This window comes from Paracoccus sp. SCSIO 75233, assembly GCF_027912675.1.
Lineage (GTDB): Bacteria > Pseudomonadota > Alphaproteobacteria > Rhodobacterales > Rhodobacteraceae > Paracoccus.
In genome coordinates this window covers 50,561-74,720 of sequence record NZ_CP115758.1, presented here as the reverse complement: position 1 = coordinate 74,720, position 24,160 = coordinate 50,561, and the positions used below count along the sequence as shown (strand labels likewise).

28 protein-coding genes are annotated in these 24,160 nt (G+C 61.9%); 26 read left to right on the top strand and 2 right to left on the bottom strand.

Annotated features, from left to right (window positions below):
- Nucleotides 1-121 precede the first annotated feature (121 nt).
- The 11 genes from PAF12_RS16240 to PAF12_RS16190 all read left to right on the top strand — a co-directional run bounded on the left by PAF12_RS16240 (nt 122) and on the right by PAF12_RS16190 (nt 11,487).
- Nucleotides 122-1,306: a lipid-transfer protein gene (locus tag PAF12_RS16240; RefSeq protein WP_027264428.1), complete on the top strand. Its 1,185-nt coding sequence runs from the start codon at nt 122-124 to the stop codon at nt 1,304-1,306.
- A 24-nt stretch (nt 1,307-1,330) separates the two neighbouring features.
- Nucleotides 1,331-2,161 carry an SDR family NAD(P)-dependent oxidoreductase gene (locus tag PAF12_RS16235; protein WP_027264429.1) on the top strand — a complete coding sequence of 277 codons (831 nt, stop codon included), beginning with the start codon at nt 1,331-1,333 and terminating at the stop codon, nt 2,159-2,161.
- A gap of 243 nt (nt 2,162-2,404) precedes the next feature.
- Nucleotides 2,405-2,971: a TetR/AcrR family transcriptional regulator gene (locus tag PAF12_RS16230; RefSeq protein WP_245601552.1), complete on the top strand. Its 567-nt coding sequence runs from the start codon at nt 2,405-2,407 to the stop codon at nt 2,969-2,971.
- Nucleotides 2,972-2,975: 4 nt separating this feature from the next.
- Entirely contained in the window at nt 2,976-4,574 is a 1,599-nt protein-coding gene (locus PAF12_RS16225; RefSeq protein ID WP_027264431.1) for an acyl-CoA carboxylase subunit beta, read from the top strand.
- A gap of 9 nt (nt 4,575-4,583) precedes the next feature.
- Nucleotides 4,584-5,378 carry a crotonase/enoyl-CoA hydratase family protein gene (locus tag PAF12_RS16220; RefSeq protein WP_009803479.1) on the top strand — a complete coding sequence of 265 codons (795 nt, stop codon included), beginning with the start codon at nt 4,584-4,586 and terminating at the stop codon, nt 5,376-5,378.
- Nucleotides 5,375-7,378, top strand: coding sequence for a biotin carboxylase N-terminal domain-containing protein (locus PAF12_RS16215; RefSeq protein ID WP_271109765.1), 2,004 nt, complete (start codon nt 5,375-5,377; stop codon nt 7,376-7,378). Before PAF12_RS16220 ends, PAF12_RS16215 begins: the two co-directional genes overlap by 4 nt.
- Complete coding sequence (locus PAF12_RS16210; RefSeq protein ID WP_035366643.1) at nt 7,375-8,541, top strand: acyl-CoA dehydrogenase family protein; 1,167 nt, start codon at nt 7,375-7,377, stop codon at nt 8,539-8,541. The genes PAF12_RS16215 and PAF12_RS16210 overlap by 4 nt, the downstream gene beginning before the upstream one ends.
- A gap of 48 nt (nt 8,542-8,589) precedes the next feature.
- Entirely contained in the window at nt 8,590-9,156 is a 567-nt protein-coding gene (locus PAF12_RS16205; protein ID WP_035366645.1) for a biotin transporter BioY, read from the top strand.
- Nucleotides 9,157-9,357: 201 nt separating this feature from the next.
- The gene (locus PAF12_RS16200) at nt 9,358-10,176 is read left to right on the top strand and encodes an MBL fold metallo-hydrolase (protein ID WP_028093934.1); all 819 of its coding nucleotides are present in this window, start codon (nt 9,358-9,360) and stop codon (nt 10,174-10,176) included.
- Between the two features lie 202 nt (nt 10,177-10,378).
- Nucleotides 10,379-10,615 carry a hypothetical protein gene (locus tag PAF12_RS16195; protein ID WP_154664377.1) on the top strand — a complete coding sequence of 79 codons (237 nt, stop codon included), beginning with the start codon at nt 10,379-10,381 and terminating at the stop codon, nt 10,613-10,615.
- 125 nt (nt 10,616-10,740) lie between these two features.
- The gene (locus PAF12_RS16190; RefSeq protein WP_271109764.1) at nt 10,741-11,487 is read left to right on the top strand and encodes a hypothetical protein; all 747 of its coding nucleotides are present in this window, start codon (nt 10,741-10,743) and stop codon (nt 11,485-11,487) included.
- Between the two features lie 140 nt (nt 11,488-11,627).
- Here PAF12_RS16190 and PAF12_RS16185 read toward each other — a convergent pair whose 3' ends face one another.
- Together PAF12_RS16185 and PAF12_RS16180 are read right to left on the bottom strand one after the other, a co-directional pair.
- On the bottom strand, nt 11,628-11,885 hold the full coding sequence (locus PAF12_RS16185; RefSeq protein ID WP_271109763.1) for a helix-turn-helix transcriptional regulator: 258 nt from the start codon (nt 11,883-11,885) through the stop codon (nt 11,628-11,630).
- A gap of 156 nt (nt 11,886-12,041) precedes the next feature.
- Nucleotides 12,042-12,362: a hypothetical protein gene (locus PAF12_RS16180; RefSeq protein ID WP_223228095.1), complete on the bottom strand. Its 321-nt coding sequence runs from the start codon at nt 12,360-12,362 to the stop codon at nt 12,042-12,044.
- 144 nt (nt 12,363-12,506) lie between these two features.
- Between PAF12_RS16180 and PAF12_RS16175 the strand changes: the two genes are divergently transcribed.
- The 15 genes from PAF12_RS16175 (at nt 12,507) to PAF12_RS16105 (ending at nt 24,109) form a co-directional block, all read left to right on the top strand.
- Complete coding sequence (locus PAF12_RS16175; RefSeq protein ID WP_028093938.1) at nt 12,507-12,863, top strand: hypothetical protein; 357 nt, start codon at nt 12,507-12,509, stop codon at nt 12,861-12,863.
- Nucleotides 12,864-12,906: 43 nt separating this feature from the next.
- Nucleotides 12,907-13,527 carry a lytic transglycosylase domain-containing protein gene (locus tag PAF12_RS16170; protein WP_088652953.1) on the top strand — a complete coding sequence of 207 codons (621 nt, stop codon included), beginning with the start codon at nt 12,907-12,909 and terminating at the stop codon, nt 13,525-13,527.
- Nucleotides 13,524-13,814 (top strand): TrbC/VirB2 family protein, encoded by a 291-nt coding sequence (locus PAF12_RS16165; RefSeq protein ID WP_009803468.1) that lies wholly within the window; start codon nt 13,524-13,526, stop codon nt 13,812-13,814. The genes PAF12_RS16170 and PAF12_RS16165 overlap by 4 nt, the downstream gene beginning before the upstream one ends.
- Before the next feature lie 12 nt (nt 13,815-13,826).
- Nucleotides 13,827-14,105, top strand: a complete 279-nt coding sequence (locus PAF12_RS16160) for a type IV secretion system protein VirB3 (protein ID WP_088652952.1) — start codon at nt 13,827-13,829, stop codon at nt 14,103-14,105.
- Nucleotides 14,095-16,470, top strand: coding sequence for a type IV secretion system protein B4 (locus tag PAF12_RS16155; protein WP_271109762.1), 2,376 nt, complete (start codon nt 14,095-14,097; stop codon nt 16,468-16,470). Before PAF12_RS16160 ends, PAF12_RS16155 begins: the two co-directional genes overlap by 11 nt.
- Nucleotides 16,467-16,634 (top strand): hypothetical protein, encoded by a 168-nt coding sequence (locus tag PAF12_RS16150; RefSeq protein WP_169726939.1) that lies wholly within the window; start codon nt 16,467-16,469, stop codon nt 16,632-16,634. Before PAF12_RS16155 ends, PAF12_RS16150 begins: the two co-directional genes overlap by 4 nt.
- A complete protein-coding gene (locus PAF12_RS16145; RefSeq protein ID WP_088652950.1) occupies nt 16,624-17,778 on the top strand; it encodes a lytic transglycosylase domain-containing protein in 1,155 nt (384 codons plus the stop codon). Before PAF12_RS16150 ends, PAF12_RS16145 begins: the two co-directional genes overlap by 11 nt.
- Before the next feature lie 11 nt (nt 17,779-17,789).
- Nucleotides 17,790-18,605 (top strand): type IV secretion system protein, encoded by an 816-nt coding sequence (locus tag PAF12_RS16140; RefSeq protein WP_271109761.1) that lies wholly within the window; start codon nt 17,790-17,792, stop codon nt 18,603-18,605.
- A 10-nt stretch (nt 18,606-18,615) separates the two neighbouring features.
- Nucleotides 18,616-19,272: a virB8 family protein gene (locus PAF12_RS16135; RefSeq protein WP_088652949.1), complete on the top strand. Its 657-nt coding sequence runs from the start codon at nt 18,616-18,618 to the stop codon at nt 19,270-19,272.
- A gap of 120 nt (nt 19,273-19,392) precedes the next feature.
- Entirely contained in the window at nt 19,393-20,064 is a 672-nt protein-coding gene (locus PAF12_RS16130) for a TrbG/VirB9 family P-type conjugative transfer protein (RefSeq protein ID WP_271109770.1), read from the top strand.
- Nucleotides 20,061-21,443 carry a TrbI/VirB10 family protein gene (locus tag PAF12_RS16125; RefSeq protein ID WP_271109760.1) on the top strand — a complete coding sequence of 461 codons (1,383 nt, stop codon included), beginning with the start codon at nt 20,061-20,063 and terminating at the stop codon, nt 21,441-21,443. Before PAF12_RS16130 ends, PAF12_RS16125 begins: the two co-directional genes overlap by 4 nt.
- Before the next feature lies 1 nt (nt 21,444).
- Nucleotides 21,445-22,434 carry an ATPase, T2SS/T4P/T4SS family gene (locus tag PAF12_RS16120; protein ID WP_027264449.1) on the top strand — a complete coding sequence of 330 codons (990 nt, stop codon included), beginning with the start codon at nt 21,445-21,447 and terminating at the stop codon, nt 22,432-22,434.
- Entirely contained in the window at nt 22,431-22,622 is a 192-nt protein-coding gene (locus PAF12_RS16115; RefSeq protein WP_027264450.1) for a hypothetical protein, read from the top strand. Before PAF12_RS16120 ends, PAF12_RS16115 begins: the two co-directional genes overlap by 4 nt.
- Entirely contained in the window at nt 22,619-23,023 is a 405-nt protein-coding gene (locus PAF12_RS16110; RefSeq protein WP_027264451.1) for a hypothetical protein, read from the top strand. The genes PAF12_RS16115 and PAF12_RS16110 overlap by 4 nt, the downstream gene beginning before the upstream one ends.
- 6 nt (nt 23,024-23,029) lie before the next feature.
- Complete coding sequence (locus PAF12_RS16105; protein ID WP_027264452.1) at nt 23,030-24,109, top strand: type IV secretion system protein; 1,080 nt, start codon at nt 23,030-23,032, stop codon at nt 24,107-24,109.
- Nucleotides 24,110-24,160: the final 51 nt, after the last annotated feature.

Here is a 24,160-nt window from a genome sequence, read left to right as displayed (position 1 = left end):
CCTACGTCACAGCTTGGCAATATTGACACTTCCCAAGGTTGGGATTTAAAATCTAACAAATGGTAGAAAATAGGCTGGCGGACCGATTAGGGTGGCCTGACCGAACTTGGGAGAGAGAGAAATGACAGACAAAGCCTATGTTGCAGGCGTTGGGATGGTCCCGTTCCAGAAGCCGGGAAAATCCGAAAGCTACGATGTGATGGCGACCGCTGCGACCCGGTCCGCTCTGGCAGACGCAGGGTTGGATTATGATAAAGTCCAACAGGCCTATGTTGGCTATGTCTATGGCGACAGCACCTGCGGTCAGCGCGCCCTGTACCATGTCGGAATGACAGGCATCCCGGTTCTGAATGTGAACAACAACTGCTCGACCGGATCGTCCGCCCTGTTCCTGGCCAGGCAGGCAGTTGAAAGCGGCGCGGTCGAATGTGCTCTGGCACTTGGGTTCGAACAGATGCAGCCCGGCGCAATCGGTGCGATGTTCCATGACCGGGTCAGCCCGTTTGCGGCATTCGACAGAGAAACCGACGAACTGGTTGGCAGTGCCGAGATCCCGCTGGCGCTGCGGTACTTCGGCGGTGCGGGCAAGGCGCATATGGACGAGTTCGGCACCCCCCTGGAAACCTTCGCAAAAATCCGCGCCAAGGCCAGCCGACATGCTGCGAAGAATCCGGTTGCCCTGTTCCGGCAGGAGGTGACGGCGGAAGACGTCATGGCCGCCCAGGTCGTCTGGCCCGGCGTCATGACCAAGCTCATGGCCTGTCCGCCAACCTGTGGCGCGGCCGCCGCGATCATTTGTTCCAAGGAATTCGCCGACAAGCACGGACTGGACAGTTCGGTTCGGATCGCGGCGCAGGCCATGACGACGGACGGCCCGGAAACTTTCGAAGCCCATGACATGCGCGAAGTGGTCGGCTTTTCGATGGCCAAGCGCGCCGCCGATCAGGTTTACGAGGACGCGGGCATCGGGCCCGAGGACGTGGATGTGGTCGAACTGCACGACTGTTTCGCCCACAACGAGCTTATCACCTATGAGGCGCTTGGCCTTTGCAGTCGCGGCGAAGCGGCGAAATTCGTTGATGATGGCGACAACACCTACGGCGGAAAATACGTGACCAACCCGTCGGGCGGTCTTTTGTCCAAAGGCCATCCGCTTGGGGCGACCGGCCTAGCGCAATGTACCGAGCTCGTTCAGCAGCTTCGCGGCCAGGCAGATGCGCGCCAGGTTGATGGCGCACGTCTGGCGCTTCAGCACAATCTGGGCCTCGGCGGGGCCTGCGTCACCACGCTTTATGAAAAAGCCTGATAGCGCCTTTCGGGAGGAATCAATATGACTGGAAAACTCGACGGGCGCGTGGCGCTGGTCTCGGGCTCGGGCCGGGGCATTGGCCGCGAAATCGCTCTCAAACTGGCCTCGGAAGGGGCCCGGCTGGTGATCAACGATCTGGACGCCGATCCGGCCAATGAAACCGCCGAGGCGGTGCGCGCAATGGGTGCTGAGGCCGTGGTCTGTGCCGGCAGCGTTACCGAAGACGGTTTTGCCGAACGGTTCATCAAGACCGGCGTGGACAGCTTTGGCGGGTTAGACATCATCGTGAACAACGCAGGCTACACTTGGGATAGCGTCGTTCAGAAGATGTCCGACGAACAGTGGCAGGCGATCATCGACGTCCACCTGACGGCACCTTTCAAGATCCTGCGCGCTGCCCAGCCGGTGATCAGCGCCAAGGCCAAGGAAGAGGCCGCCGCCGGGCAAGAGGTGTTCCGCAAGGTAGTCAACATCTCGTCCATCGCAGGGACCGGCGGCAATGCTGGCCAGATCAACTATTCCGCCGCCAAGGCCGGTATCCTAGGGGTCACCCGGACGATGGCCAAGGAATGGGGCCGCTACAAGGTCAACGTCAACGCCGTCGCCTTCGGCCCGATCCGCACCCGCCTGACCGAAGGCAGCGCGGATGGCGACAGCACGATCAAGGTCGAAGAAAAAGAGATCAAGGTCGGCGTGAACCCCGATCTCCTGTCCCAGATGGAGCGCATGATCCCGCTGGGCCGGGTCGGCACTCCGGAAGAAGCTGCCGGTGCCGTCTATCTGTTCTGTGCGCCGGAATCGAACTTCATTTCAGGCCAGCACGTCATCTGCGGTGGCGGTTTCGTGATCTAAGGCATTTGCCCGGACCCGATGACGGGGTCCGGGCAAGCACATTAATGTCTGGACGGCCTCTTGGCGGTCGCCAATGCGGAATTTTCCGCAAACTCTAGTCTGGCACGATCACGACGATTGACTCACTTGCGTTGTTAACCTAACAGGCGTTAGTTAGGCGTTGGAGCGATACGAAGGTCTATGGCACAGAACACGGCAATCAAAGCCAACGAGACATCGCGCAGCGCGGTTGGACGGGACGGGGTGCTGGACATTGCCGCGCGGCTTTTCCGCGAACAAGGCTACGGGTCCGTTTCGCTCCGAAAAATTGCCGAGGCCGCCGGGATCAAGGCGGGTAGCATATACTATCATTTCGGTTCCAAGGACGAGATCGTCGCGGCCGTTCTTGATGCAGGGATTCGAGTCGTTCACGCGAGCATGAGAGACGCCATCACCGACCTGCGGGCCGATACCGACGGCGAAACGGTACTGCGCGCCGCGATCCGGGCGCATCTGCGCGCGCTTCTTGATGTGAGCGATTATACATCGGCGAATGTGCGTATTTTCGGGCAGGTGCCGCAATCCGTCCGGGATGCCAACTTGCCCACGCGAAGGGCCTATGAGGCAGAGTGGGACAGTCTTCTGTCCCAGCTTAAGAAAGATGGCACGCTGAAGCAAGACGTCGATATCCGTCGCCTGCGCCTGATGCTGATCGGTACATTGAACGCCACGCTCGATTGGTTCGACCCGGACCGCGGTAGCGCCGATGCGTTGTCACGCACCTATGCCGATGTGTTCCTCAACGGGATACTCCAAAGACAGGATACCTGACTACATGGCACGTCTTGAAACAGCGGTGCTGACCGCATCAGAGACCTACACCCGCAACCACGCCGCACAAAGCGAGCGCGTCGAAACGCTGCGTGCGCGGATCGCCGAAGCAACGGCTGGCGGCCGCCCCGACATGGTCGCGCGGCATCGCAAGCGCGGCAAGCTGCTGGTCCGCGAACGGATCGACCTGCTGGTGGATCCGGGCACTGCATTTCTTGAGTTGTCGTCGCTTGCCGCCTACGGTCAATATGGAGGCGAGGTGCCCGGTGCGGGGATCGTGACCGGTATCGGGATCGTCCACGGGCTGCCCTGCGTTGTGATCGCCAACGATGCGACAGTGAAGGGTGGTTCCTTCTATCACGAAACCGTGCAGAAACACATCCGCGCCCAGGAAATCGCAGCCGAGAACCGGCTGCCCTGCCTCTATCTGGTGGATTGCGGCGGTGCCTATCTGCCAGAGCAGGACAGGGTCTTCCCCGATGCCCGGCATTTCGGCAATTCCTTTTATCGCCAGACCAACATGTCGGCGAGCGGTCTGCCGCAGATCTCGGCGGTCTTTGGAGGCTGCACGGCCGGTGGGGCCTATATCCCGGCCCTGTCGGACGAGGTCATCATGGTGCGCGGCAACGCGCGCATCCATCTGGGCGGGCCGTCGATCGTCAAGGTGGCGATCAACGAAGAGGTCGATGGCGAAACGCTGGGCGGGGCCGAGATGCATTCGCGTGTTTCGGGGGTGTCCGACCATCTGGCCGAGGACGAGTACCACGCATTGGCACTCATGCGCGACATCGTGGCCGAGCTGGGCCAGTCGCGCGCGATGCAGCCCGACAAGGTACCACAGCCGCCCGCGCATGATCCCCAGGAACTGCTTGGCGTCATCAGCGCCGATCGCAAACAGCCCTATGACATGCGCGAGGTTCTGCTGCGCATGATCGACGCCGGCGAATTCCGCGAATTCAAGCCCGGATGGGGTGAGACGCTGGTCTGTGGCACAGCGTGCATCCATGGATACCGGGTTGGCATTCTGGCCAACAACGGTGCGCTTTTGTCCGCAAGTTCGCTGAAGGGCGCGCAATTCGTGTCGATGTGCGATCAACGCAACATCCCGCTTTTGTTCCTGCACAACATCTCGGGCTTCATGGTTGGCACCGACGCTGAACGCGGCGGCATAGCCAAGGACAGCGCCAAGCTGGTCTATGCCATGTCGGTGGCCAAGGTGCCGCGCCTGTCGGTGCTGCTGGGTGGCTCTTACGGGGCGGGCAACTACGGCATGTGCGGACGTGGCTTCGCCCCGAATTTTCTCTTTGCCTGGCCCACTGCGGAACTGGCCACCATGTCTGCCGACATCGCCACAAATGTGATGCTGGAACTGCGCCGCCAGAAAGGGGGCGACCCGGGCAAGATGGAGGCCGACATGAAGCTGATCGAGGAGCAGGTTCGGGCCCAGTACGGTGAACAGTCCGATCCCTATTATGCCACCTCGCGGCTTTGGGATGACGGGCTGATCGAACCCGCGCAAACCCGCGATATCCTTGGCCTGTGCCTGGCCATCGTGACATCGGTGCCCGAAGCCGGTCGCCATACGCCTGTATTCAGAATGTGAGGCTTCAAGTTGACCAATACCTACAACACGATCCTTGTCGAAACCGATGCGCGCGGCGTCGCCACGCTGACGCTCAACCGCCCCGACAAACACAATGCGCTGAATGGCGAATTGATCGCAGAGCTATACGATGCCGCCGAAAAGCTGGCTGCAGATGACGATGTGCGTATTGTGGTCCTGACCGGCGCGGGCAAGAGCTTCTGCGCGGGCGGCGATTTCAACTGGTTCGCCTCTAATGTCGAGAAAACCCGTAGTGAAAGGGTCGCACAAAGCGCCACGCTGGCGCGGCTGTTGCGCCGTCTTGACACGCTGCCCAAACCCTTGATCGGGAGGATCAACGGCCCGGCTTACGGTGGCGGTGTCGGCATGATCTCCGTCTGCGACTACACCATCGGCGCCGAAGGCGCGCGCTTCGGTCTGACCGAGGTCAAACTGGGCCTTCTGCCCGCGAATATATCGCCTTACGTGGTGGCCCGCATCGGCAAGGTGCATTCGCGTGAGACCATGCTGTCGGGGGCGTTGTTCGACACCGCCCGCGCCGAGCGGATCGGTCTGTTGACCGAGGTTGTCGCGCCGGGCGACCTGGACGCCACGGTGAACCGGGTGGTGCATGATCACCTTCAGGCCGCGCCGGGTGCGGTGGCCGATACCAAGGCGCTGATCGCCTATGTCGCGTCCCACGATCTGGAGACCAACATGATCTACACCGCCGACCGGCTGGCCGATGCGTGGGAGACGGAGGAAGGTATCGAAGGCATCAACAGTTTCATCAACAAGGGCGTTCCGTCATGGCGGGTGAAATGAGCTTCACCCGCGTTCTGATCGCCAACCGGGGCGAGATTGCCCGGCGCATCCAGCGCGGGTGCCGCAAACTGGGGCTGGAAAGCGTAGCGGTGTTTTCGGACGCGGACCGCGACGCGCCCTTCGTGGCCGAGGCCGATCATGCCGTCTGCATCGGCGGGGCCGCCCCGTCGGACAGCTATTTGAACGTCGCGGCCATCCTTGAGGCCGCGCGGGCGACGGGCGCGGATGCGGTACACCCGGGCTATGGTTTTCTGTCTGAGAATGCCGGTTTCGCGGCGGCGGTCGAGGCGGCGGGCCTTGTGTTCATCGGGCCGGAACCCGACGCTATCGCGCGGATGGGCTCCAAGATCGAGGCCAAGGCTGCCGCCGAAGCCGCAGGCGTGCCCGTCCTGCCCGGCTATCGCGGCGAGGATCAGTCCGACGCGCGCCTGCTGCAAGAGGCCGAGGCGCTTGGCACCCCCTTTCTGGTCAAGGCCAGCGCCGGCGGCGGCGGACGCGGGATGCGGCTTGTCTCCGATCTGGGCGACGCACCCGAAGCGATTGCATCTGCCCGGGCCGAAGCGCAGAGCGCCTTCGGCGATCCGGCGGTGTTCCTCGAACGCTATGCGCCCCGTGCCCGCCACGTCGAAGTGCAGGTTCTGGGCGACACTCACGGCACCGTGCTGCATCTGGGCGACCGCGATTGTTCGCTGCAACGCAACCACCAAAAGCTGATCGAAGAAGCCCCCGCCGCCGATCTTCCCGAGGCTGTGCGCGACCGCATGCGTGCTGCAGCGGTGCGGTTGGCGCTGGCGATCGGCTATCGCTCCGCCGGGACGGTGGAATACCTCTATGACCCCGGGCGCGGTGAATACTACTTTCTGGAAATGAACACCCGCTTGCAGGTCGAACACCCCGTGACTGAGGCAATCACCGGCATCGACCTTGTTGAATGGCAGTTGCGCATCGCGCGGGGCGAGCCGCTGACACTGGCGCAATCGGATGTGAAATTCGACGGGCACGCGATTGAAATCCGCATCGCCGCCGAAAACCCGGCCGAGAATTTCCGCCCCGAAACGGGCGAGATCAGCCTTTGGGCTCCGCCCGCCGGCGTGCGGCTCGATACCGGGGTCGAGGCAGGCTCGGTCGTCAGCCACCATTACGATTCGATGATTGCCAAGCTGATCGTCCACGCGCCGGACCGGGCCGGTGCGATCCGTCAGGCGGTCGTCGCAATGGATGCCTTTGCCGTCGGTGGCGTCGGTCTGAACCTGGCCTATCAGCGCGCGTTGCTGACACACCCGGATTTTGAGGCGTTCCGTCACCATACCTCGGGCCTGCCCGAGATGTTTCCAGGCGGCTGGACTGAACCGTCCGCTGATCCCCGGGACATGGCCTTTGCCGCGATGGCGCTGCATCTGCGTCTCGTGCCGGCGGGCGCGTCGCCCTGGGAAAGCCTGGGGTCATGGCGACTCACAGCCCCTGCGAGACAGTCCGGCGCGGCCTTCTATTGGGACACAACCAAAGACGAACCGATCCGCATGAACGGCTCCGGGTCGGGGTTGACTGCCATTCAGCCGGACGGCCAGACCATCACGGTCGAGAGTGCCGCTTTAACAGGATGCCGACTGAGCGGACGCATCGATGGGGTTCCGTTTTCGCGCATCGCTTACGTCGTGCGCGCGCCGAGTCACTGGCGAGTGCACCTGCAAACCCCTGCTGGAATGACCGCGACAGACCTGCGTACGCTGGAAGACCAGCATCTGCAACGTGCCACCGGCGGGTCTGGCGTCGCTGACCTGTTGTCCGCACCCATGCCCGGCGCCGTGGCCGAGGTGCGCGTCGCACTAGGCGACCGCGTCAAAGCCGGTGACACCCTGGTGGTGCTTGAGGCCATGAAGCTGTTGCAAAGCCTGCCCGCGCCGGTCGCGGGCGTGGTGACTGAAATCTATTGTGCACCCGGCGATACGGTCGCCGGGCACGCCCCACTTATCAAACTCGATCCAGAGGAAAACACATGACCAGACAAGACAGCATTACTCAGGTCACCGGCCCGTTCAACGAAGACCTCGAGTTGATCCGCAACCAGTTGCGCCGGTTCATTGAAGCCGAGGTGATCGCCAAGGCCGAGCCTTGGGAGGAGGAGGGCAAGGTACCCCGCGACGTGCTGCGCCGGATGGGTGATCTCGGCGTGCTGGGGATGCGCTATGACGAACAGTATGGCGGCGCGGGGCTGGACGTGATGTCCAGCGTGGTTTTGGCCGAAGAGGTCGGGCGATCCACTTTCGGCGGGTTCTCGGCCACGGTTCTGGTCCACACCGACATGGCCTCGCCGCATCTGGAAAACGCCGGCACGCCCGAACAGAAGGCGCGCTGGATGCCGTCGATCGTCTCGGGCGAAATGATCACCGCCGTTGCTGTGACTGAACCGGGCGCGGGCTCGGACGTGGCCGGCATGCGCACCCGCGCGGTGCGGGACGGGTCGGACTGGGTGCTGAACGGCACCAAGATGTTCATCACCAACGGCGTGCATGGCGATCTCTACTTTGTCGGTGCCAAGACCGATCCCGATGCCAAGGGGTCGCGCGGGATCACCATGTTCGCGGTCGAAAAGGGCACGCCGGGCTTTTCGGTGGGCCGGGCGTTGAATAAGACCGGCTGGCTGTGCTCGGACACTGCCGAACTGATCTTCGAAGAAGTCCGCATCCCGACCGAAAACGTTTTGGGCGAGGTCAACCACGGCTTCTATTCGGTAATGAAGAACTTCCAGAACGAACGCATCGTGCTGGGTGCGATGGCCTGTGCCGAGGCGCAAACCGCGCTGGACATAACTGTGGATTACGTCAAGCAGCGCAAGGCCTTTGGCGGCGCTCTTTGGGACAAGCAGGCCGTGCGCCAGCGACTGGCCGACTGTCAGACGCGGATCGTGGCAGGGCGTCAGCTGGTCTATCACGCCGCCGGTTTGGATGCCGCGGGCCGTGACTGCGTGAAAGAGGTCTCGATGGTCAAAGCCTATTGCGGCGAACTGGTGAACAGCGTGCTCTATGACTGCGTCCAGTTTCATGGCGGTATGGGCTATATGCGCGAAACACCGGTGGAACGCATGTCACGCGATGCCCGTGTGCAGGCCATCGGCGGCGGGGCGAGCGAAGTCATGTTGGAAGAAGTCGCCAAGCGCATGTGAGCTTACTATCCAAAAAAGTAACAATCTACAGAAACAAGGACGAAAAAGATGAATCTGGAAACCACTCAAAGCCGATCAGTCGCAAGACTGACCCGAGAGATCTCGATAATACTCGTCGGCACAATTCTTCTGACAATATCCGCCAAAATCGTGGTGCCGTTCTACCCCGTACCTATGTCTACACAGACCTTGGTTGTCTTGGGTCTGGGTCTTTTCCTGGGGCCGGTGCGTAGTAGTCTTGTTGTTGTGACATACCTTTTTGAAGGTCTGCTTGGCCTGCCGGTCTTCGCAGGCACGCCTCCGGCTCCGGCAGGACTGGCATATATCGCGGGTCCCACAGGCGGATACCTGGTAGGCTTCGCACTTGCAGCGGCGGCTGCCGGTTGGGTTGTTCAAGCACTGCAAGGACTTTGGCCTTCATTCAGAGCATCTGTCGCGGTCTTTTCGGGCTCGATACTCATGTATTGCGCAGGGCTGTTCTGGTTGGGTGGCTTTGTCGGTTATGGCGAGGAATTGCTGAACGCCGGGCTTTACCCATTCCTGATCGGGGATCTGACGAAGGCGACAATTGCTGTAGTTCTGTATTCTGCTTACCATAATCGCCGCGCTGTGTGACTGCCAGCCCAAGACCGTATCAGACTGTTTTAGTCTCATACGGTCTTAGTCCGATATAAGTTGAAATGGTCCGATGCCAGATTTGGTAGGCACCGGACGCCAGCCTGAGGTTTCCGGCGCCATGCGAGAGCAACGCACAAAACTGTGCGAACCGGATTGTTCGCAATCAATAACTGGTCGCACACAATGAAAAGAAGCAGCATGTTTTTCTCAGAGCCGGAGCCTTGCCGCGCGAAGGGAGTCGAATTGGCCCCTGGAATTCTGAGGATCGTCGCGAACAATCCCGGAAAGATGACCTACCACGGGACAAATAGCTACATCATTGATACGCCTGATGGTCGGTTCATAATCGACCCCGGCCCAGCAGAAGACAGTACACATTTCGAGGCAATCATCGAAAATTTGGGGGCCAAACCATCCGGGATTCTGCTCACACACCACCATTCTGATCATTTTGGAGTCGTCCCAGCCCTGCGAGCACGGACAGACGCACCTGTTTATGCCTCACGGGCATTCCCTGACGATGCATTTCGACCTGACCGGTTTCTGGAGGACGGACAGGTCATTGCCGGTCTTACCGTCCTGCACACACCTGGTCACGCGAGCGACCACCTTTGTTTCGCGAGACCTGACGGAGTGCTCTTCACGGGCGACCACGTTATGAGCTGGAACAGTTCGATCGTCAGCCCCCCTGACGGAAACATGCACGACTACTGCGCGCAGCTACAGCGGCTGATTGAGCGCGACGATAGGATCTACTGTCCGGGGCACGGACCTATACTCCGGGATCCGCAACCTTACGTCAAACGGTTGCTTTCCAACCGCATGCGTCGCGAGGCGGAGATCCTCGCCCACCTCTCAAACACCCCGGGTTCGGTCCAGAATATCGCCGCTTCCGTCTACCAGAAAACCGACCCACATATCGCAATGGCCGCAGAACGAAACGTTGCGGCGCATCTGGAGAAGCTGTTGTCTGAGTCGCGGGTGGTACAAGATGGCGGAGTCTGGAAATTAACATAAGACGCGTTATGCGACTAGCAACAAAACATTGAAATCATTTGAATTTCGCCCTCTACCTCCTCCCTGTGGGCGAACCTCTGGCGGCATCGGCTTTGCCGATGCCGCCTCTTTCACCGGGCTAGGATCGGATACGGCCGGTGCGTAGCGAGACGCTCTTGCAGCCAATCAATCCTTAAGAAAAAATGAAGGTACACAAGAACCAGTGAGTGTTAACAAGGAAGAAGCGGCTCCGGTCGCTCGACTGATCTGTAGTCGCATCAACCGGACGGTTGGCTGGGTTTATCGGTGGAACACGTCCGAGCTGTCGATCCTCTGGATCGGCGCCGCCCGCACCGCAGACCACATCGATCCACCTCTGCGCCCGGACATGCTTGCAGCTGCACAGGCCGTTACTTCGGATGAGGTAACACGCTTCCTGGAAAAGCTGTCGCGCGGGTGAACGATCTCATAATAGTCGCTCCATGTGCGATCGGCGGAATAATAGCGACAGACAAATTGACCCCCAAACAATAGTATATTATTGCAGGGTGCAGATTCGACCGTCAGCCGACTGAGTTCCTCGTCATGCGCAGTTTTCTTCGTCATTTTGCCTTCGCAACGATTGTGAGCACGGCTTCCCTCTTCGGCGCCTCGACCAAGGCTTCGGCACAGACCTACCCGATCGATTGCGCCATTCTGCTCTGCCTCTCCGGCGGCTGGCCGGCGTCAGAACCTTGCTCGCGGGCGCGTGCAGAGTTCATCCGTCGGATCACGCCCTGGCCTGTCGAGCCCCCGCTGCAGATCTGGCGTTGCCCCATGGGGGCCTCCTTCGAACCTGTAGACGATCCCGGTCGCACTCCGCGTGTCTTTGACATCCTCTTCTCCAACGCTTCTCACCTGCCCCAGAGCCTCGCAGAATCTGATCCCGAGAACGCTGGCGCCCTCTTGCCAGCCGTCCTGCGGTCGAAAGGTGTCGACCCCCTACCCCAACCTGACGGGTTCGCATTACATTTGATCCAGAACCGCGCCGATATCGACATCAGTGGGCCGGAATTCAATTTCGTCCGCTCTATCCGTGTCTATGATGTGCGCTACGCGCAGCAAGTCGAGTCCCGTGACAGTGATTGCAGCCGGTACGAACACATCCGTCTCGGAACCTATGGAACCCAGGGCGATTTTTCGTGGTCTCGTTCTTCCGTCGCGGCGTTGCCCGAGGCCCATGTCGGCTTGGAACGTTGGGGCGATCATTGTCCCTCAATCTATCACCGCTCGGTCTTCGTCGACTGGCGAGACTACGAGGGCAATTACGGGTTCGAGCAGGTGAACTACTAAGACGTTTTCCCTGCACCAAACCTGTACCAGAGGCCGTGCGTCGCAGCGCCCCGTAACAATTCGTTGTTATCATTGCCCCTCGGTCCCACCGGGGCTTGAGCTCATCACTCCATAAGAGGCGACGATCCCATCGCCTCGTCCTAAATCCGGTGATCGAGATCCGTCGCCGCCTCGGCTGCCGCCAATAGCGTAACCGGATCGATCTGCAGAGCACGCGCGAGTACGATCAACTCAACCACGTCGACCCTACGCTCGCCGCTCTCCAGACGGGCGACAAAAGACTGGTGACATCTCAGACGCAAAGCGAGCTCCGCCTGCGTTAAACCAGCCACCTTCCGCGCCGCAATCAAAGCGTCGCGAAGTGCTTCATGTCCCGAACTCCTGATCGTTTTCGCCACGTGTCACAAACCTCTTGTGACAGGGCTAATCTACTTTATAGATTATCTAAAAAGTGGATAATGAGCGTTTACATGATGATAGAGACTCCGAATTGCACGCCGCCGATACGGCGGAATGTCACAAGACGGCGGCCCTTCGAAAAGGTCGCGGCCAATTCACTCGTCCATCAATTCCAGGAAGCGTCCGTAGTCCTGGCTCACCTCGCGCGCCTCTTCGAACGCCCGGGCACGCTCCTCCTCCAAGCACCGAAAGTAGCTTTGGATGTCCCGGATGTAGAGCTCAAAGTCGCTGCGGATGAGATCGGCATAGGCTTGCGCGGCTTCGGAATCGCTTGGCACGAACGGCCTGGGCGGCGGCAAACAGGACGCGGCGGAGGCTTCACCCACCAGGCACGTGACCAGAAGTATAGCTTGTGCCACGGTCGATGTGCACAACCTGAGGGCGTCCAAGCCCCCTATTTCCTTGATCAAATGCATGGGAACCGTCTATTCGTTAATTGAGCAAGAATCCGCTTGTCGCATCAAAAGTTTATCTTGTGCGTCAATAATATATCATCGTATGACTTGGTTTCAACACCTGAAGCCCGGTCATTCGCCCTGTTGGAGAACGTGATCCGGGTGATGGACCTAGAAAAAGAAGCCCCGAATGTGGTCACCGAACCCAGATTCCGCGATCTGGTCGCCAGCGGCTATCGCGTCGAAGTTGTCTGCAAGGAAGACGCCTTCAAGAAAGGCCCCAACTGGCATGGGGTCTGGATCATGCGCGCCGTCAGCGACGACGGAATCGAGAAACTTCTGGTTACGGCCAGGACCCGGACCTCGCGCAACGACATCAAGATCCGCGAAATCAAGACCGTCACCGGGGTCATCTCCTTCCTGCAAGGAATCGGTTTCTCACACGCCGACGTGCCCTTGGAAGAGGGCAAGCGGACGGTTCACAAGCTCTCCAGCGAAGAGATGGCTGCCAGCCGGGCTTAGCCTCCTTTTCTTTTCCTCCCTGGGCTTCCCGGCATCGGCAGACATGGTCCTGGTGATGGCGGGGGACGGCTCTCTTTCGCCGTCACGCCCCCAGGAACGGTTCGCGCGCAACTACAATGACGGGGTCGGCGTTGGCTCGACCTCAGACGGGTTGCGCATCTTGGGCGAAGAAAGCCGCTCCGAGGGACGTGAAGGGGTGCGCATCGCGGCCTTGGCCCCTCGCGCGCTCACACCACGCCCGGATATCCTCGCCGCGATCGAGGAGACCGGACTGCGCTACGCGAGCCACCCTGGGCTCCGTGCAGCCGATATCACAGTCACGGACTGGCTCCACCTCTATCGCGCCAATATAGAGATCGAGAGTGCGTACAATCCGAACGCCGTCTCCCATGTCGGGGCGGTCGGTCTCGGGCAGTTGATGCCTGACACCGCCCGTGCGCTTGGCGTTGATCCCAACAACTGGCGGCAGAACCTCGATGGCTCCGCGCGCTACCTCGCCCTGATGTTGACGGAGTTCGGCGATGCTCGTCTTGCGCTGGCCGCCTACAATGCTGGGCCCGACGCCGTGCGCGAGCATTCCGGCATTCCCCCTTACCGAGAAACCCAAAACCACGTCCAGCGGGTGCTGGCCGTCTTCAACCGGCTGGAAGGAGCGTCCCCATGAAGCCATTGACGAAATCCCTGATCACCCTTGCCGCTCTCCTCATCGTTGCGGCAGAACCGGCCCTGGCCCAGAGCATCGACCTCTCACCGATTCAGAGCTTGCTTCAGGGCATCGTGGACGCGCTGACCGGACCGCTTGGAGTCGTCATCGCCACCCTCGCGGTCCTCGGCGTGTTCCTCAGCTGGTTCTTCAACATCATCGATCTGCGCCAAGCCCTCTGGGTGCTGGTGGGCATCGCGGGTGTTGCGGCCGCGCCGACCATCGTTGCCGCCGTCTTCGGGTCGTGAGAGGAGGCGAACGTGGCCGAACGATCGCCGCTCTTTCTGGGCCTCGTACGCCCGCCGAAGCTCCTCGGCCTGCCGATCATGTATGCCATGGTCTGGCTCTTCGGCTCTGTGCTGCTGTTCGTCTGGGTGCAGCACCTGGTTGTCCTGGGCATCGCGGCGGTGCTCTATCCGGTTCTCTGGAAAGCGGCTGACTGGGATCCGCGTTTCATCGACGTGATGATGACGGCGTTGCAGGAGACGCCGCCGACGCGGAACCGGTCCATCCACGGGGGCGACAGCTATGCGCCATAGTGAAGCCCTGGACGAGACCGTCGATGAACGCACCCTCATGCCAGACTGGTATGCCCGCGAGAAACGCCTCGCGCATATGCTGCCCTATGTCAGCCTGGTCGACGACCATACGGTCCGGACCCGGGTCAACGAACTCTTACAATGCGTTCGGCTGAGCGGGGTCAACAGCTACACGACGGACGATGCCTATCTCGACAAGGTGACGGCGCTCTTCGCCCGGATCATCGCGCAGCTGGGACCCGAGTTCAGCTACTACGTGCACAAGGTCTCGAAGTCGATCACCCCGGACCTGCTCCCGGTCAAGGGGGACGGCTTCGCGGCGGCGGTGGATGATGCCTGGCGCGCAAAGCTGGCCTCGGCAGGTCTCCGGGACAAGACCCTCACACTCACAATCATCCAGCGCCCACCGCCCAGAAGCTTCCTCGGCTTCGTGAACCGTTCCGCACCGGAGCGATTCAAGGAAGAGACCGCGAAACGGCTCAGACGCCTCAAGGAGGCGGTCGGGGTCTTCACCTCCGGCCTGGCGGAACTCAAGCCCCGCATCCTCACGGCGACCTCTGGCGAGTTGGTCGGGTTCCTCGGTGCGCTCAACACCGGCCGCGAACTGCCGCTCTATCCCGCAAACCGCTACGGGTTTCTGGCCTACAACGTTGCCAATACTCGCGTGACGTTTCTGGAAGATCATTTCGAGCTCTCTGACGGCGTGGTCGGCCATCGCTTCGGTAAGAGCTTCACCATCGGCGAATATGCCGAAGGTACCACCTGCACCATGTTCGACATGCTGAACCTGCCGGTCGACATGATCGTCACCCATTCCTTCACACCGATCAATTCGAACCTGATGGCGGGCCGGATCAAACGCCAGAAGCGCCAGATGCAAGCCTCGCAAGACGCCGCTCTGTCGCTCCTAGAGGCACTCGACATCGCGCATGATGATCTTGAGGCCAAACGCCAGAGCTTCGGTGAGCACCACATGGTGGTGACCGTCTTCTGCGACAGCCTCGACGAGTTGCAAACCCTCGGGGCCGAGATCGTGAACGCCGCGGCCGCCGAAGGCGTGAAGATGATCGGCGAGCGGATGGCCGCGAAATCGCATTACTTCAGCCAGCATCCGGGCAACCAGCCGAAGCGGGTGCGCGCCAGCGCCGTTACCAACCGCAACTTCGCGGATTTCGCAGCACTTCATCGCACCCAGCTCGGCAAGGAGAAACACCAGCTGCCCTGGGGCCAGGAGATCACGCTCTTCCCGACGCCGGAACAGAGCGCATATCGTTTCTCTTATCACGAACAGGGCTCGCCAGAGAAAGAACCGACCAGCGGGCATACCCTGATCCTGGGCCGTCCCGGTTCTGGTAAATCGGTCCTCTCGGCCTTTCTGATGACTCAGGCCCGGCGCGTCGGCGCCCGCATCTTCGTTTTTGACTACCGGCTCGGGATGGAGATGGCCGTCCGCGCCAATGGTGGGCGCTACGCCTCGATCAAGGCGGGACAGACGACCGGTCTCAACCCGCTCTGGACCGAAATCGATGAGCGCGGCACCGCCTGGCTCTCGGATTGGCTCGCCTCGCTCCTCTATCGCTCTGACAAGCCCCTGACCCCGGCCCAGACCAACCGCATCCAGGAGGTGGTCCGCCAGAACGCCACAGCCACCAACCCGGCCTTGCGGAACTGGAAGGACTTCGCCTCGCTCTTTGTCTCGACCGACGACAATGGCGACCTGCACCAACGGCTCCTCGAATGGACGGAGGATGGCCGCTACGGCTGGATCTTCGGCCAGAGCCTCGAGGACACCTTCTCCCTTGATGGCGATGTCGTGGGGTTTGACCTGACCGGTATTCTTGACAGCGAGAGCGAAAAGGAACGCATGGCGGTACTCTCCTATCTCTTCCGCCGGATCGAGCGAGAGATCGAGGACCGTCGCCCCACCATCATCGTGATCGACGAGGCATGGAAGGCGCTCGACAACCCATACTTTGCCGAACGGCTCTCGAACTGGCTGGTGACCGCCCGAAAACAGAACACCGTCGCGGTGATGATGACGCAATATGCGAGCCAGCTCGAACGCACGCGGACCGGCAAGACCATCGTCGAGGCGGTGCCGACGCAGATCCTGCTCCCCAACATCCGGGCCCATGCCTCGGACTACGCGATGCTGAACCTCTTCGAGAAAGAGCTCGACGTGCTCCTGAACACCGGCAGCGACAGCCGTCTCGCCCTCATCCGCGACGACAGCGGCTCCGTGGTGGTCGATGCCGACTTCTCCGCCCTCGGCCCCCTCCTCACCATCCTCGGCGGCATGGAGAAGGGCGAGGCCCTCACCGGCCCCGACTACCGCGACAGACCTGATTTCTGGAGGCTCTCATGATCCGACCCCTCATCCTCCTCGCCGCACTCGGCGTTCTCTCTTCCTGCGCCGAATATCGCGAGCCCCAGGCCAACTGCTTCGCCTTCCGCGCCTCGCTAGATCAGGTCGAGCCGGATTGCATCTTCACACCCATCGGAAACCCGGAAGACGGCGTTGAGGTCTAGGGTCGCACATATCCTCCTGGCGGCTCTCCTACCGGCGGCCGCGCTCGCCCAGGGCGTTCCCACCAACGATTCCGGGCTGACGGCCCGCGATATCGTCGAGACGGGCGACCGGGACGCCGACCTCGCCGTCCAGCGTGAGAAACTCACCGTCGAAGAGTTGCTGACCGAGATCGAACGGGAACAGCTCGCCACGCTGCGCGCCATCCTCGACGCTCAGACGAGCTTCGGAGGCCAGGGTCTTCCGGGCATGGTCGCCGATCTGGAAAGCGGCAGCGGCGCTTCGGACCGGTCCGCGGCGGCGGTCTATGGCTCCGGCGATGTCGATCCCAATCCGGGCGGCGCGGGTATGTTCGGGGATGCGGCAGAAAACATCGAGCAGCTGATCATCCGGGTCGCCCAAGAAACCCACGGGCGGCCCGGGGTCGGGCGGGCCGGTCTTTCCGTCGTGCAATGGCGCGCCCTCCTGCAGGCGCTCATCTGGCAGGAGAGCCGCTTCTCCATCGGCGCACGCTCGCCCGTGGGCGCCTTCGGCCTCACCCAGATCATGCCGGGCACCGCGAGCGATCTCGGAATCAACCCGGAATATTATGACAGCCCCTACTTGCAGGTCGAGGGTGGCGCGCGCTACCTCGCGGCCCAGCTCAACACCTTCGACGGCAACGTCGTCAACGCGCTAGCGGCCTATAACGCCGGGCCTGGCCGTGTGTTCGAATATGGCGGCGTACCGCCCTTCAAGGAGACCCAGCACTACGTCACGGTCATCCCCGAACGCTACAATCTTTACCTTGCCCGGATCGGTGGCATCGAGGCGCTCGGCACGATCGACCCCGCGCTTCTCGCCAACGCCCATCTCTCGCTCAGCGGGTTCGGGGCCGCCTTCTACGGCAGCAATTCCCCCACCGCCATCCGGCAAGCCGCCTTGCGCATCCAGGACATCGTCACCCGGATCGGCGGCACCGAGGACCTCCAGGAGAGCATGGCACTCAACACCTATGCCCGCGCCGAACTGGTCCGGCTGATGGCCGCGCGCATTCGCCTGAAAGCCGCACGGACCCAACCGCTCAGTGCCGCCCAATTGGCCCAGGCCGCGGCCCGCATTGCCGAAAACGAATTCATGGAGTTCACATTGGAGGATCTGGATTGATGCCCCGCAGAATGTTCATTTCAGCACCACTTCGCACGTTGACCCTGGCCAGCGTCTTGGCGCTTTGCTCACCTTTCGTGACCAGTGCCCCCGTCCTGGCCCAGGGCGTGCCGGTCGTGGACACCCAGAACATCGCCCAAAACATCCAGCAACTCCGGCAGATGATCGAGGACGAGATCCTGCAAAACGAGCAACTCGTGCAGCTCCGCGAACAGCTTGCAACGCTCACGGAGCAGCTCGCCGAGCTACAACGAACATATGAGGCGCTGACCCGTCTCGCTGAACTGCCCGAGATCATCCGGACACAGATGGAAGACGAACTGAACGGTCTGCTGGACCAGGAGTTCGGCGACATCATCGCCACGATTCAAGCGATCAAGACAGGGGATTTTTCCGGGCTCACCGGTTCCGGCGCCAGTGAAATCGAAACCCAGATGGATAGAGTGCTGGCCGATCTCGGTTTCGACGAGGACACGCTCTCGGAAATGGCCCGCAGTGGCAATCCCGGTGCCGAGCGCGTGGCAACGCAAGCCACGACCGGCGCGCTGGTCTCGGCCGCGGCCCAGAACAGCTACGAGGATGCCGGGCAATCGCTGGAACGTGTCGACCGGCTCGTCGGGCTCATCGACGACATGGATGAGCTCAAAGAGAGCGTCGATCTCAACACGCGAGTGACGGCCGAGCTTGCCATTGCGCTCGTCGCCATGTGGCAGCTCGAAGCGATCCAGACCGTAGGAGATGGCACCGGCGGCGTGATCGATGCCGCCACCATCGCCGAAGAACAACGCTTCATGGAGTTCACGCTCCCGGAACTGAGCGCGGATTGAGGGCTGATTGTTGGACGAAGAAACCGCCATCATCGAGGAGGAACTGGTCTACGGCGCGCTGAGACGGGAACGGCTCTGGCAGCGCCTGGGACTCTTCGGCCTTGGCTTTGGCATCCTGGGCTGCCTCAGCGCGGCCGCCGTGGCCATCCTCGATGTCGATCCGCCCCCTGTAGTGGTACCTTACGACCCCGCCACCGGCTTCGCCCTCCCCGAAGCCACCGTCGGGGCCACCACCGTCACCGAGAACCGCGCCATTATCGAGGCGGAAGTCTTCCGCTACGTGACCGACCGCGAGGTCTACAACCAGCTCGACAATGACGTGCGCATCCGCAGCGTGTTGCGCCGTTCAGACCGTGCAGCAGGGGCCTCACTGCGCCAGATCTGGAACTCGGCCAATGCCGACTATCCCCCGACCGTCTATGGACCCAACGCTCGTCTGGACGTCGAGATCCTCAGCATCAACCTGATCGGCAACAACCGGGCCACGGTGCGGCTTCGCAAGCGCCTCACCTCGATTCAGGGGGTTCAGGCGGGGCTCTTCACCGCGACGCTCCTCTTCGAGTTCCGCCCCGAGGAGAGCCGCTCCATCGACCAGGTCTGGACCAACCCGTTTGGCTTCACGGTTGTCGAATACGCGATCCGCTCGGACAGATTGGAGAACCAGTAAGTGCGCTTCCGGAACAAGAAATCAGGGAACGCCTTGCCAGCGTCCCAAAAGCGCGAGACGCGCCAGGGTATTGGCAATGCGAAACACGCCGGACACGCTCGGGCGTTCGTCGCGGCCTTTTTGCTGGTCTCTCTGTTTGCGTCCCACGCGTCAGCCGAGGCGATCCCGCGCGGGGGAGCCAACGACCACCGCGTGCGGGTCGCGTCCTACCAGGAAGGCCAGGTCTACAGGCTGAACGTTTCCCTGACCCATGTCACGACCATCGAGTTCGGGACAGGCGAGAGCATCCGCTCAATCATCGCCGGCGACACGGAAGGATTTGAGATCGACGGCGTCCCAGGTGGTCGCGCCTTTGCGATCAAACCTGTCGCCCGCGGCGTCCATACCAACGTGACCGTCTACACCAACAGACGGAGTTACTATTTCAACGTGAACGAGGTCTCGAGCCCAACCTTCTATGTCGTGCAATTCCGCTACCCGCAAGACAATCGCCGCTCGGCCGACGCCATCGCACGCGCCGCGCCAAACACCAATTACGGGGCCAGCGCACGGACGGAGTTCACGCCGACCCGGGTCTGGGACGACGGCACCTTCACCTATTTCGCCTTCCCACGGAACGCACCCGTCCCGGCGATCTTCCGTTACACGAACGGGCGCGAGCGCACGGTGAACACAGGCGCGGTCGAAGACGGTGTGATCCGTGTCTCGGGCGTGGGGCACCAATGGGTGCTGCGTCTGGGCGAGGACGTGGTCTGTATCGAGGCGACGCCGCCCGCGGAGGCCGCCTCATGAGTGACAACAACCCGGATCTCGAACAGCGCCTCGCCGCACTCGAACGGGGCAACCCGCGCCACGGACCCGCTCCGAAACGCCGCACACCGCTCCTCGCCCTCCTCCTCGCAGGACTGATCCTGGCGGGCGGCTTGGTCCTTTTGCTGTTTTCGGGCCCGGGGCAAGAGGTCGCCCTGCCGACGGCCACCCCGGACGAGTTCCAAACCGAGGGTGACGGGTTCGGAGAGATCGAACCCTTCGTGCCGCCGCCCGCCCCGGAACCCGAGATCGTTCTCGTCGAACCAGAACCCAACGCCGAACTTCTGGCGCAGATCGCCGCACTCCAGGCCCAGATCGAGGAACTGCGCGACGCGCCGGACACCGACGCCGGGGCGGACAGCGCGGCAGCGGAGGCGATCGATGCCCTGACCGCACGGATCGCAGCCCTACAGGACGCCTCCGAGAATGCTCAGGAACAATTCCAGACCGAACTCGCCGCACGAGATCGGGAGCTGCAACAGCTGCGTATGGACCTGGACCTCGCGCGGCTGGAGGCCAACAAGCCGGCACCCGCCCCGCTCGGACCCACCGACGAAGAGTTGCGCGCCCGCGAAGATGAGCGGATGCGACGTGAGGAAGAGGCGCGGCGGCTGGCCGAGCTGCAACGCCGGGCCGAGGAGGAGCGTGCCTTCCAGGAACGGCGGATTTCCTCCCCCGTTATCGCCTTCGGCGGAACGGGCGGCGCCAATGCGGGCGAGACAGAACTCACCGAACGCACCTTCGGCGAGGTGACAGACTTCGTGCTGAACGGCGCGTTGCCGAGCGCCATCACACAAGCCGAAGTCATCGCAAATCCCTCGAACACGGTCATCCAGGGCACGATGATCCAGGCCGTGATGGAGACCGCACTCGACAGCTCGCTCCCCGGACAGACCCGTGCCATCATCTCCGAAGACGTCTTCAGCTATGACGGCTCACGGCTCCTGATCCCGCGCGGCTCGCGCCTTATTGGACGCTACCGCTCCGGCATCGAGATAGCCCAGAAGCGCGTCACCATCGCCTGGGACCGGATCATTCTACCAAACAACCAGACCGTCCAGATCAGCTCCTTCGGGGGAGACGCGTTGGGCCGTTCGGGTGTCACCGGTTTTGTTGATACCCGCTTTGACGAGCGGTTCGGCTCCGCCGCGCTGATTTCCATCATTTCGGCCGCCCCGAGTGTGGCCGCCGCCCAGGTCGAGGATGAGACCACCGCAGACGTACTTGAAGATGTGGGCGATGACCTGGCGGACGCCACCGATTCCGTGATCGGCGAATATCTCGCCATCGGGCCCGTCATCTACGTCGACCAAGGCGCACGCGTCACCGTCATGGTCGACCGGGATCTGGAGATTTTCTGAGATGACGCTCTCCTATCTGCAGACCTCACTCGACAAGCTCGCGGACGCCGGTCGCGACGACGTCATCGAGATATGCATCAACCCCGACGGCTCTTGCTGGGGTGAGTTCCAAGGGGATCACTTCATGCGCGCGCTGGACCAGCGCCTGAGCGTCACCGAGCTGCGCGATCTCGGCAACCAGATCGCGTCGTCGGCCAATACGACGATGAGCAAGGACAAGCCCATCGTCTCGGTCTCTATCACCTATCGGGGCCGACCGATCCGTGCCCAGGTCGTGACCCCGCCCGCCGTCCTCGCGGGCATGTCGATCTCGCTGCGATTCTTCTCCAACCTGCCGCTCGACCGGATCGAACTCAGCTTCCTCTACGGCGAAGAACGCAAGCTCGAGGAACTGCGCCAGGAGAAGAACCGCGCGCTGCGCGAGGTCGTCGCCTCCGGTGACATCTACGCGGCCATCCGCTTCTGCGTCGAAAACAAGCTCAACATGATCGTCTCCGGCGGCACCTCGACCGGCAAGACCGTCGCGGCGCGCAAGATCCTCTCCTACGTTCCCGACGAGGAACGTATCGTCACCATCGAAGAGGCGGCGGAACTGCTGCCCGCCCAGCCCAATGCCGTAACGCTCATCGCCAACCGCGACGCGGAGTTCCAGTCCGCCGACGTGCTCCTGACCGCGACGCTGCGCATGCGGCCCGACCGCATCATCCTCGGCGAGGTGCGCGGCAAAGAGGCCATGACCTTCCTCGAGGCGATCAACACCGGCCATGGCGGCTCGATGACAACACTCCACGCCGAGACCCCACAACTCGCCGTCCAGCGGCTGGCCATCGCAGCGCTCAAGACCGAGATCCCAATGACCTACCAGGACATGATCCAATACATCGAGAGCTCGATCGACGTGATTATCCAGGCCGGCCGCGAGGACGGCGAACGCGGCATCACCGAATTCTATCTCCCTGGAACCGAATTGCAGGAAAGGCACAATGCATGAAGCAGTTTGAGTACGACATCCTGTTCTGCAAGGTGAAGAAGCAGAAGGACTATGAAGAGATGCGGCGCGCCCTGAACGAACGGGGCGCCGAAGGCTGGGAGGTGATCTCGGCCGAGGCGGGCGATTACGGCTATACCGCGTTCCTCAAGCGTGAGGTCGCGGACCGGCTGACGGAGACTGCGACATGACACGCGTCACCATTCTCGTCTGCTCATTCCTTCTTTTTTCGGGCAGTATCGCATCGGCCGAGCGCGACCTAGTCCCGACGCTCGACAATCAACCCGATGTCTGCCCCGATCAGCCGCCCGAGCCGGAGTGGATGCGAAACACAGAGGCGCGCGACGCCTACAAGCGGCTCCTGGTCCAGCAAATCTACCGGTTTCAGAGCATGGAACGCATCGTCGACGCGCAGAGCTGCACCTGCGCCACCCGGTATCCGCCTTGGGAGGCAACTGAGGCGGTCTATTTTGATCTCTATTCCTCAACTGACTATTGGAGCGTGGTCGAGGCGACGTCAGACTATCGCCGACGGGCGAACGATCTCCGAAAGCAGGCCATGCCGATCTGCGACGCGGCCGGCAACTGGTAGCGGGTCATGAGCGTCGTCGCGTATTTCGTGGAAACGGCCGAAGGCTATCTGGACTCAGCGGCGGAAACCCAGTTCGGGGCCGTGGCCGCCACGGTCGGAACGATGCTGGTCCTCGGGACGACGCTCGTGGTCATCCTCGTCTGTCTCAACATGATCTACCAATACCGTTCCATGGACGGCCGGACCGCCTTCTGGCTCGCCGTGAAGATCGGCCTGATTGGCATATTCGCGACCAACTGGGTCCAGTTCAACGCACTCGCATCCGCGATCCTGAACGGGATAGACAGCATCGCCGGATCGCTGGTCGCGTCGGTCGGCGGCGGGATGCCAGGTCCGTCTGGAACCTTCGCCGAGGAGTTCGATCAGCTCATCGCGGCGCTTGGGGATTACCTGAACGCAGCAGGCTCCGAGTTGAACTGGATGGCCGGCGCGCTTCTCGACACGCTCGGCGTTCTCCTGCTCTCGATCCTCGGAGGGCTGGCGGCCTTCATTGTCGTCGCCTCCAGGCTCATGATCACGCTGTTGATCGGGATCGCGCCGGTGATGATCTTCCTGACCCTCTTCGAGGTGACCAAGGACTATTTCGCGCGATGGCTCTCGGCGCTGATTTCCTTCGCGATCTACCCCATCGTCATCGCCGGCGTTTTCGCGACCATCACCGGGGTCTCGCGCGCATTGCTCGCCGAACTTGGTGATCCGGAGGGGGCTTCGAACATCGGCGCCCTCCTGCCCTTCTTCATGATGGTCCTCATGGCCAAGGGGTTCATCATCGCCACGCCCTTCATCGTCCGGTCGGTCTCCGGAAACATCATGATGCCGGCGCTTTCGGCGGGCTTTGGCGGAAGCTACGCCTTCGCCCGAGGCTTGGCAGGAAGTCAGCAAGTCTATAACCGATACGCCATCGGAGGCGCGACAGGCGCCGAATATGCCGCGCTTCGGGCCAGGCAGTTTCTCGGCGTACAGGCGCTCCCGACCCGCCCTAATGCCGCGGGTGGTGCGCCGGCTGCACCTTCAGGCGACTCATCTAGCACCGGTGCCCGCATGCTTGCGCAACTGGCACGGCTGAACAGGCTGGGCCGACGGTAGAGTTGACCGGAGGTGGCACGACTAGCCGGAACAGGCTGTTCGCAGGTCAAA

What these genes read in the sequence shown, in the direction of transcription:
- PAF12_RS16140 (WP_271109761.1), top strand. Translation starts at nt 17,790, where the DNA reads ATGTTCATTTCAGCACCACTTCGCACGTTGACCCTGGCCAGCGTCTTG.
- PAF12_RS16150 (WP_169726939.1), top strand. Translation starts at nt 16,467, where the DNA reads ATGATCCGACCCCTCATCCTCCTCGCCGCACTCGGCGTTCTCTCTTCC.
- PAF12_RS16215 (WP_271109765.1), top strand. Translation starts at nt 5,375, where the DNA reads ATGAGCTTCACCCGCGTTCTGATCGCCAACCGGGGCGAGATTGCCCGG.
- PAF12_RS16180 (WP_223228095.1), bottom strand. Translation starts at nt 12,362, where the DNA reads ATGCATTTGATCAAGGAAATAGGGGGCTTGGACGCCCTCAGGTTGTGC.
- PAF12_RS16110 (WP_027264451.1), top strand. Translation starts at nt 22,619, where the DNA reads ATGACACGCGTCACCATTCTCGTCTGCTCATTCCTTCTTTTTTCGGGC.
- PAF12_RS16120 (WP_027264449.1), top strand. Translation starts at nt 21,445, where the DNA reads ATGACGCTCTCCTATCTGCAGACCTCACTCGACAAGCTCGCGGACGCC.
- PAF12_RS16155 (WP_271109762.1), top strand. Translation starts at nt 14,095, where the DNA reads ATGCGCCATAGTGAAGCCCTGGACGAGACCGTCGATGAACGCACCCTC.
- PAF12_RS16115 (WP_027264450.1), top strand. Translation starts at nt 22,431, where the DNA reads ATGAAGCAGTTTGAGTACGACATCCTGTTCTGCAAGGTGAAGAAGCAG.
- PAF12_RS16240 (WP_027264428.1), top strand. Translation starts at nt 122, where the DNA reads ATGACAGACAAAGCCTATGTTGCAGGCGTTGGGATGGTCCCGTTCCAG.
- PAF12_RS16165 (WP_009803468.1), top strand. Translation starts at nt 13,524, where the DNA reads ATGAAGCCATTGACGAAATCCCTGATCACCCTTGCCGCTCTCCTCATC.
- PAF12_RS16105 (WP_027264452.1), top strand. Translation starts at nt 23,030, where the DNA reads ATGAGCGTCGTCGCGTATTTCGTGGAAACGGCCGAAGGCTATCTGGAC.
- PAF12_RS16205 (WP_035366645.1), top strand. Translation starts at nt 8,590, where the DNA reads ATGAATCTGGAAACCACTCAAAGCCGATCAGTCGCAAGACTGACCCGA.
- PAF12_RS16190 (WP_271109764.1), top strand. Translation starts at nt 10,741, where the DNA reads ATGCGCAGTTTTCTTCGTCATTTTGCCTTCGCAACGATTGTGAGCACG.
- PAF12_RS16170 (WP_088652953.1), top strand. Translation starts at nt 12,907, where the DNA reads ATGGTCCTGGTGATGGCGGGGGACGGCTCTCTTTCGCCGTCACGCCCC.
- PAF12_RS16200 (WP_028093934.1), top strand. Translation starts at nt 9,358, where the DNA reads ATGTTTTTCTCAGAGCCGGAGCCTTGCCGCGCGAAGGGAGTCGAATTG.
- PAF12_RS16235 (WP_027264429.1), top strand. Translation starts at nt 1,331, where the DNA reads ATGACTGGAAAACTCGACGGGCGCGTGGCGCTGGTCTCGGGCTCGGGC.
- PAF12_RS16125 (WP_271109760.1), top strand. Translation starts at nt 20,061, where the DNA reads ATGAGTGACAACAACCCGGATCTCGAACAGCGCCTCGCCGCACTCGAA.
- PAF12_RS16210 (WP_035366643.1), top strand. Translation starts at nt 7,375, where the DNA reads ATGACCAGACAAGACAGCATTACTCAGGTCACCGGCCCGTTCAACGAA.
- PAF12_RS16175 (WP_028093938.1), top strand. Translation starts at nt 12,507, where the DNA reads ATGGACCTAGAAAAAGAAGCCCCGAATGTGGTCACCGAACCCAGATTC.
- PAF12_RS16225 (WP_027264431.1), top strand. Translation starts at nt 2,976, where the DNA reads ATGGCACGTCTTGAAACAGCGGTGCTGACCGCATCAGAGACCTACACC.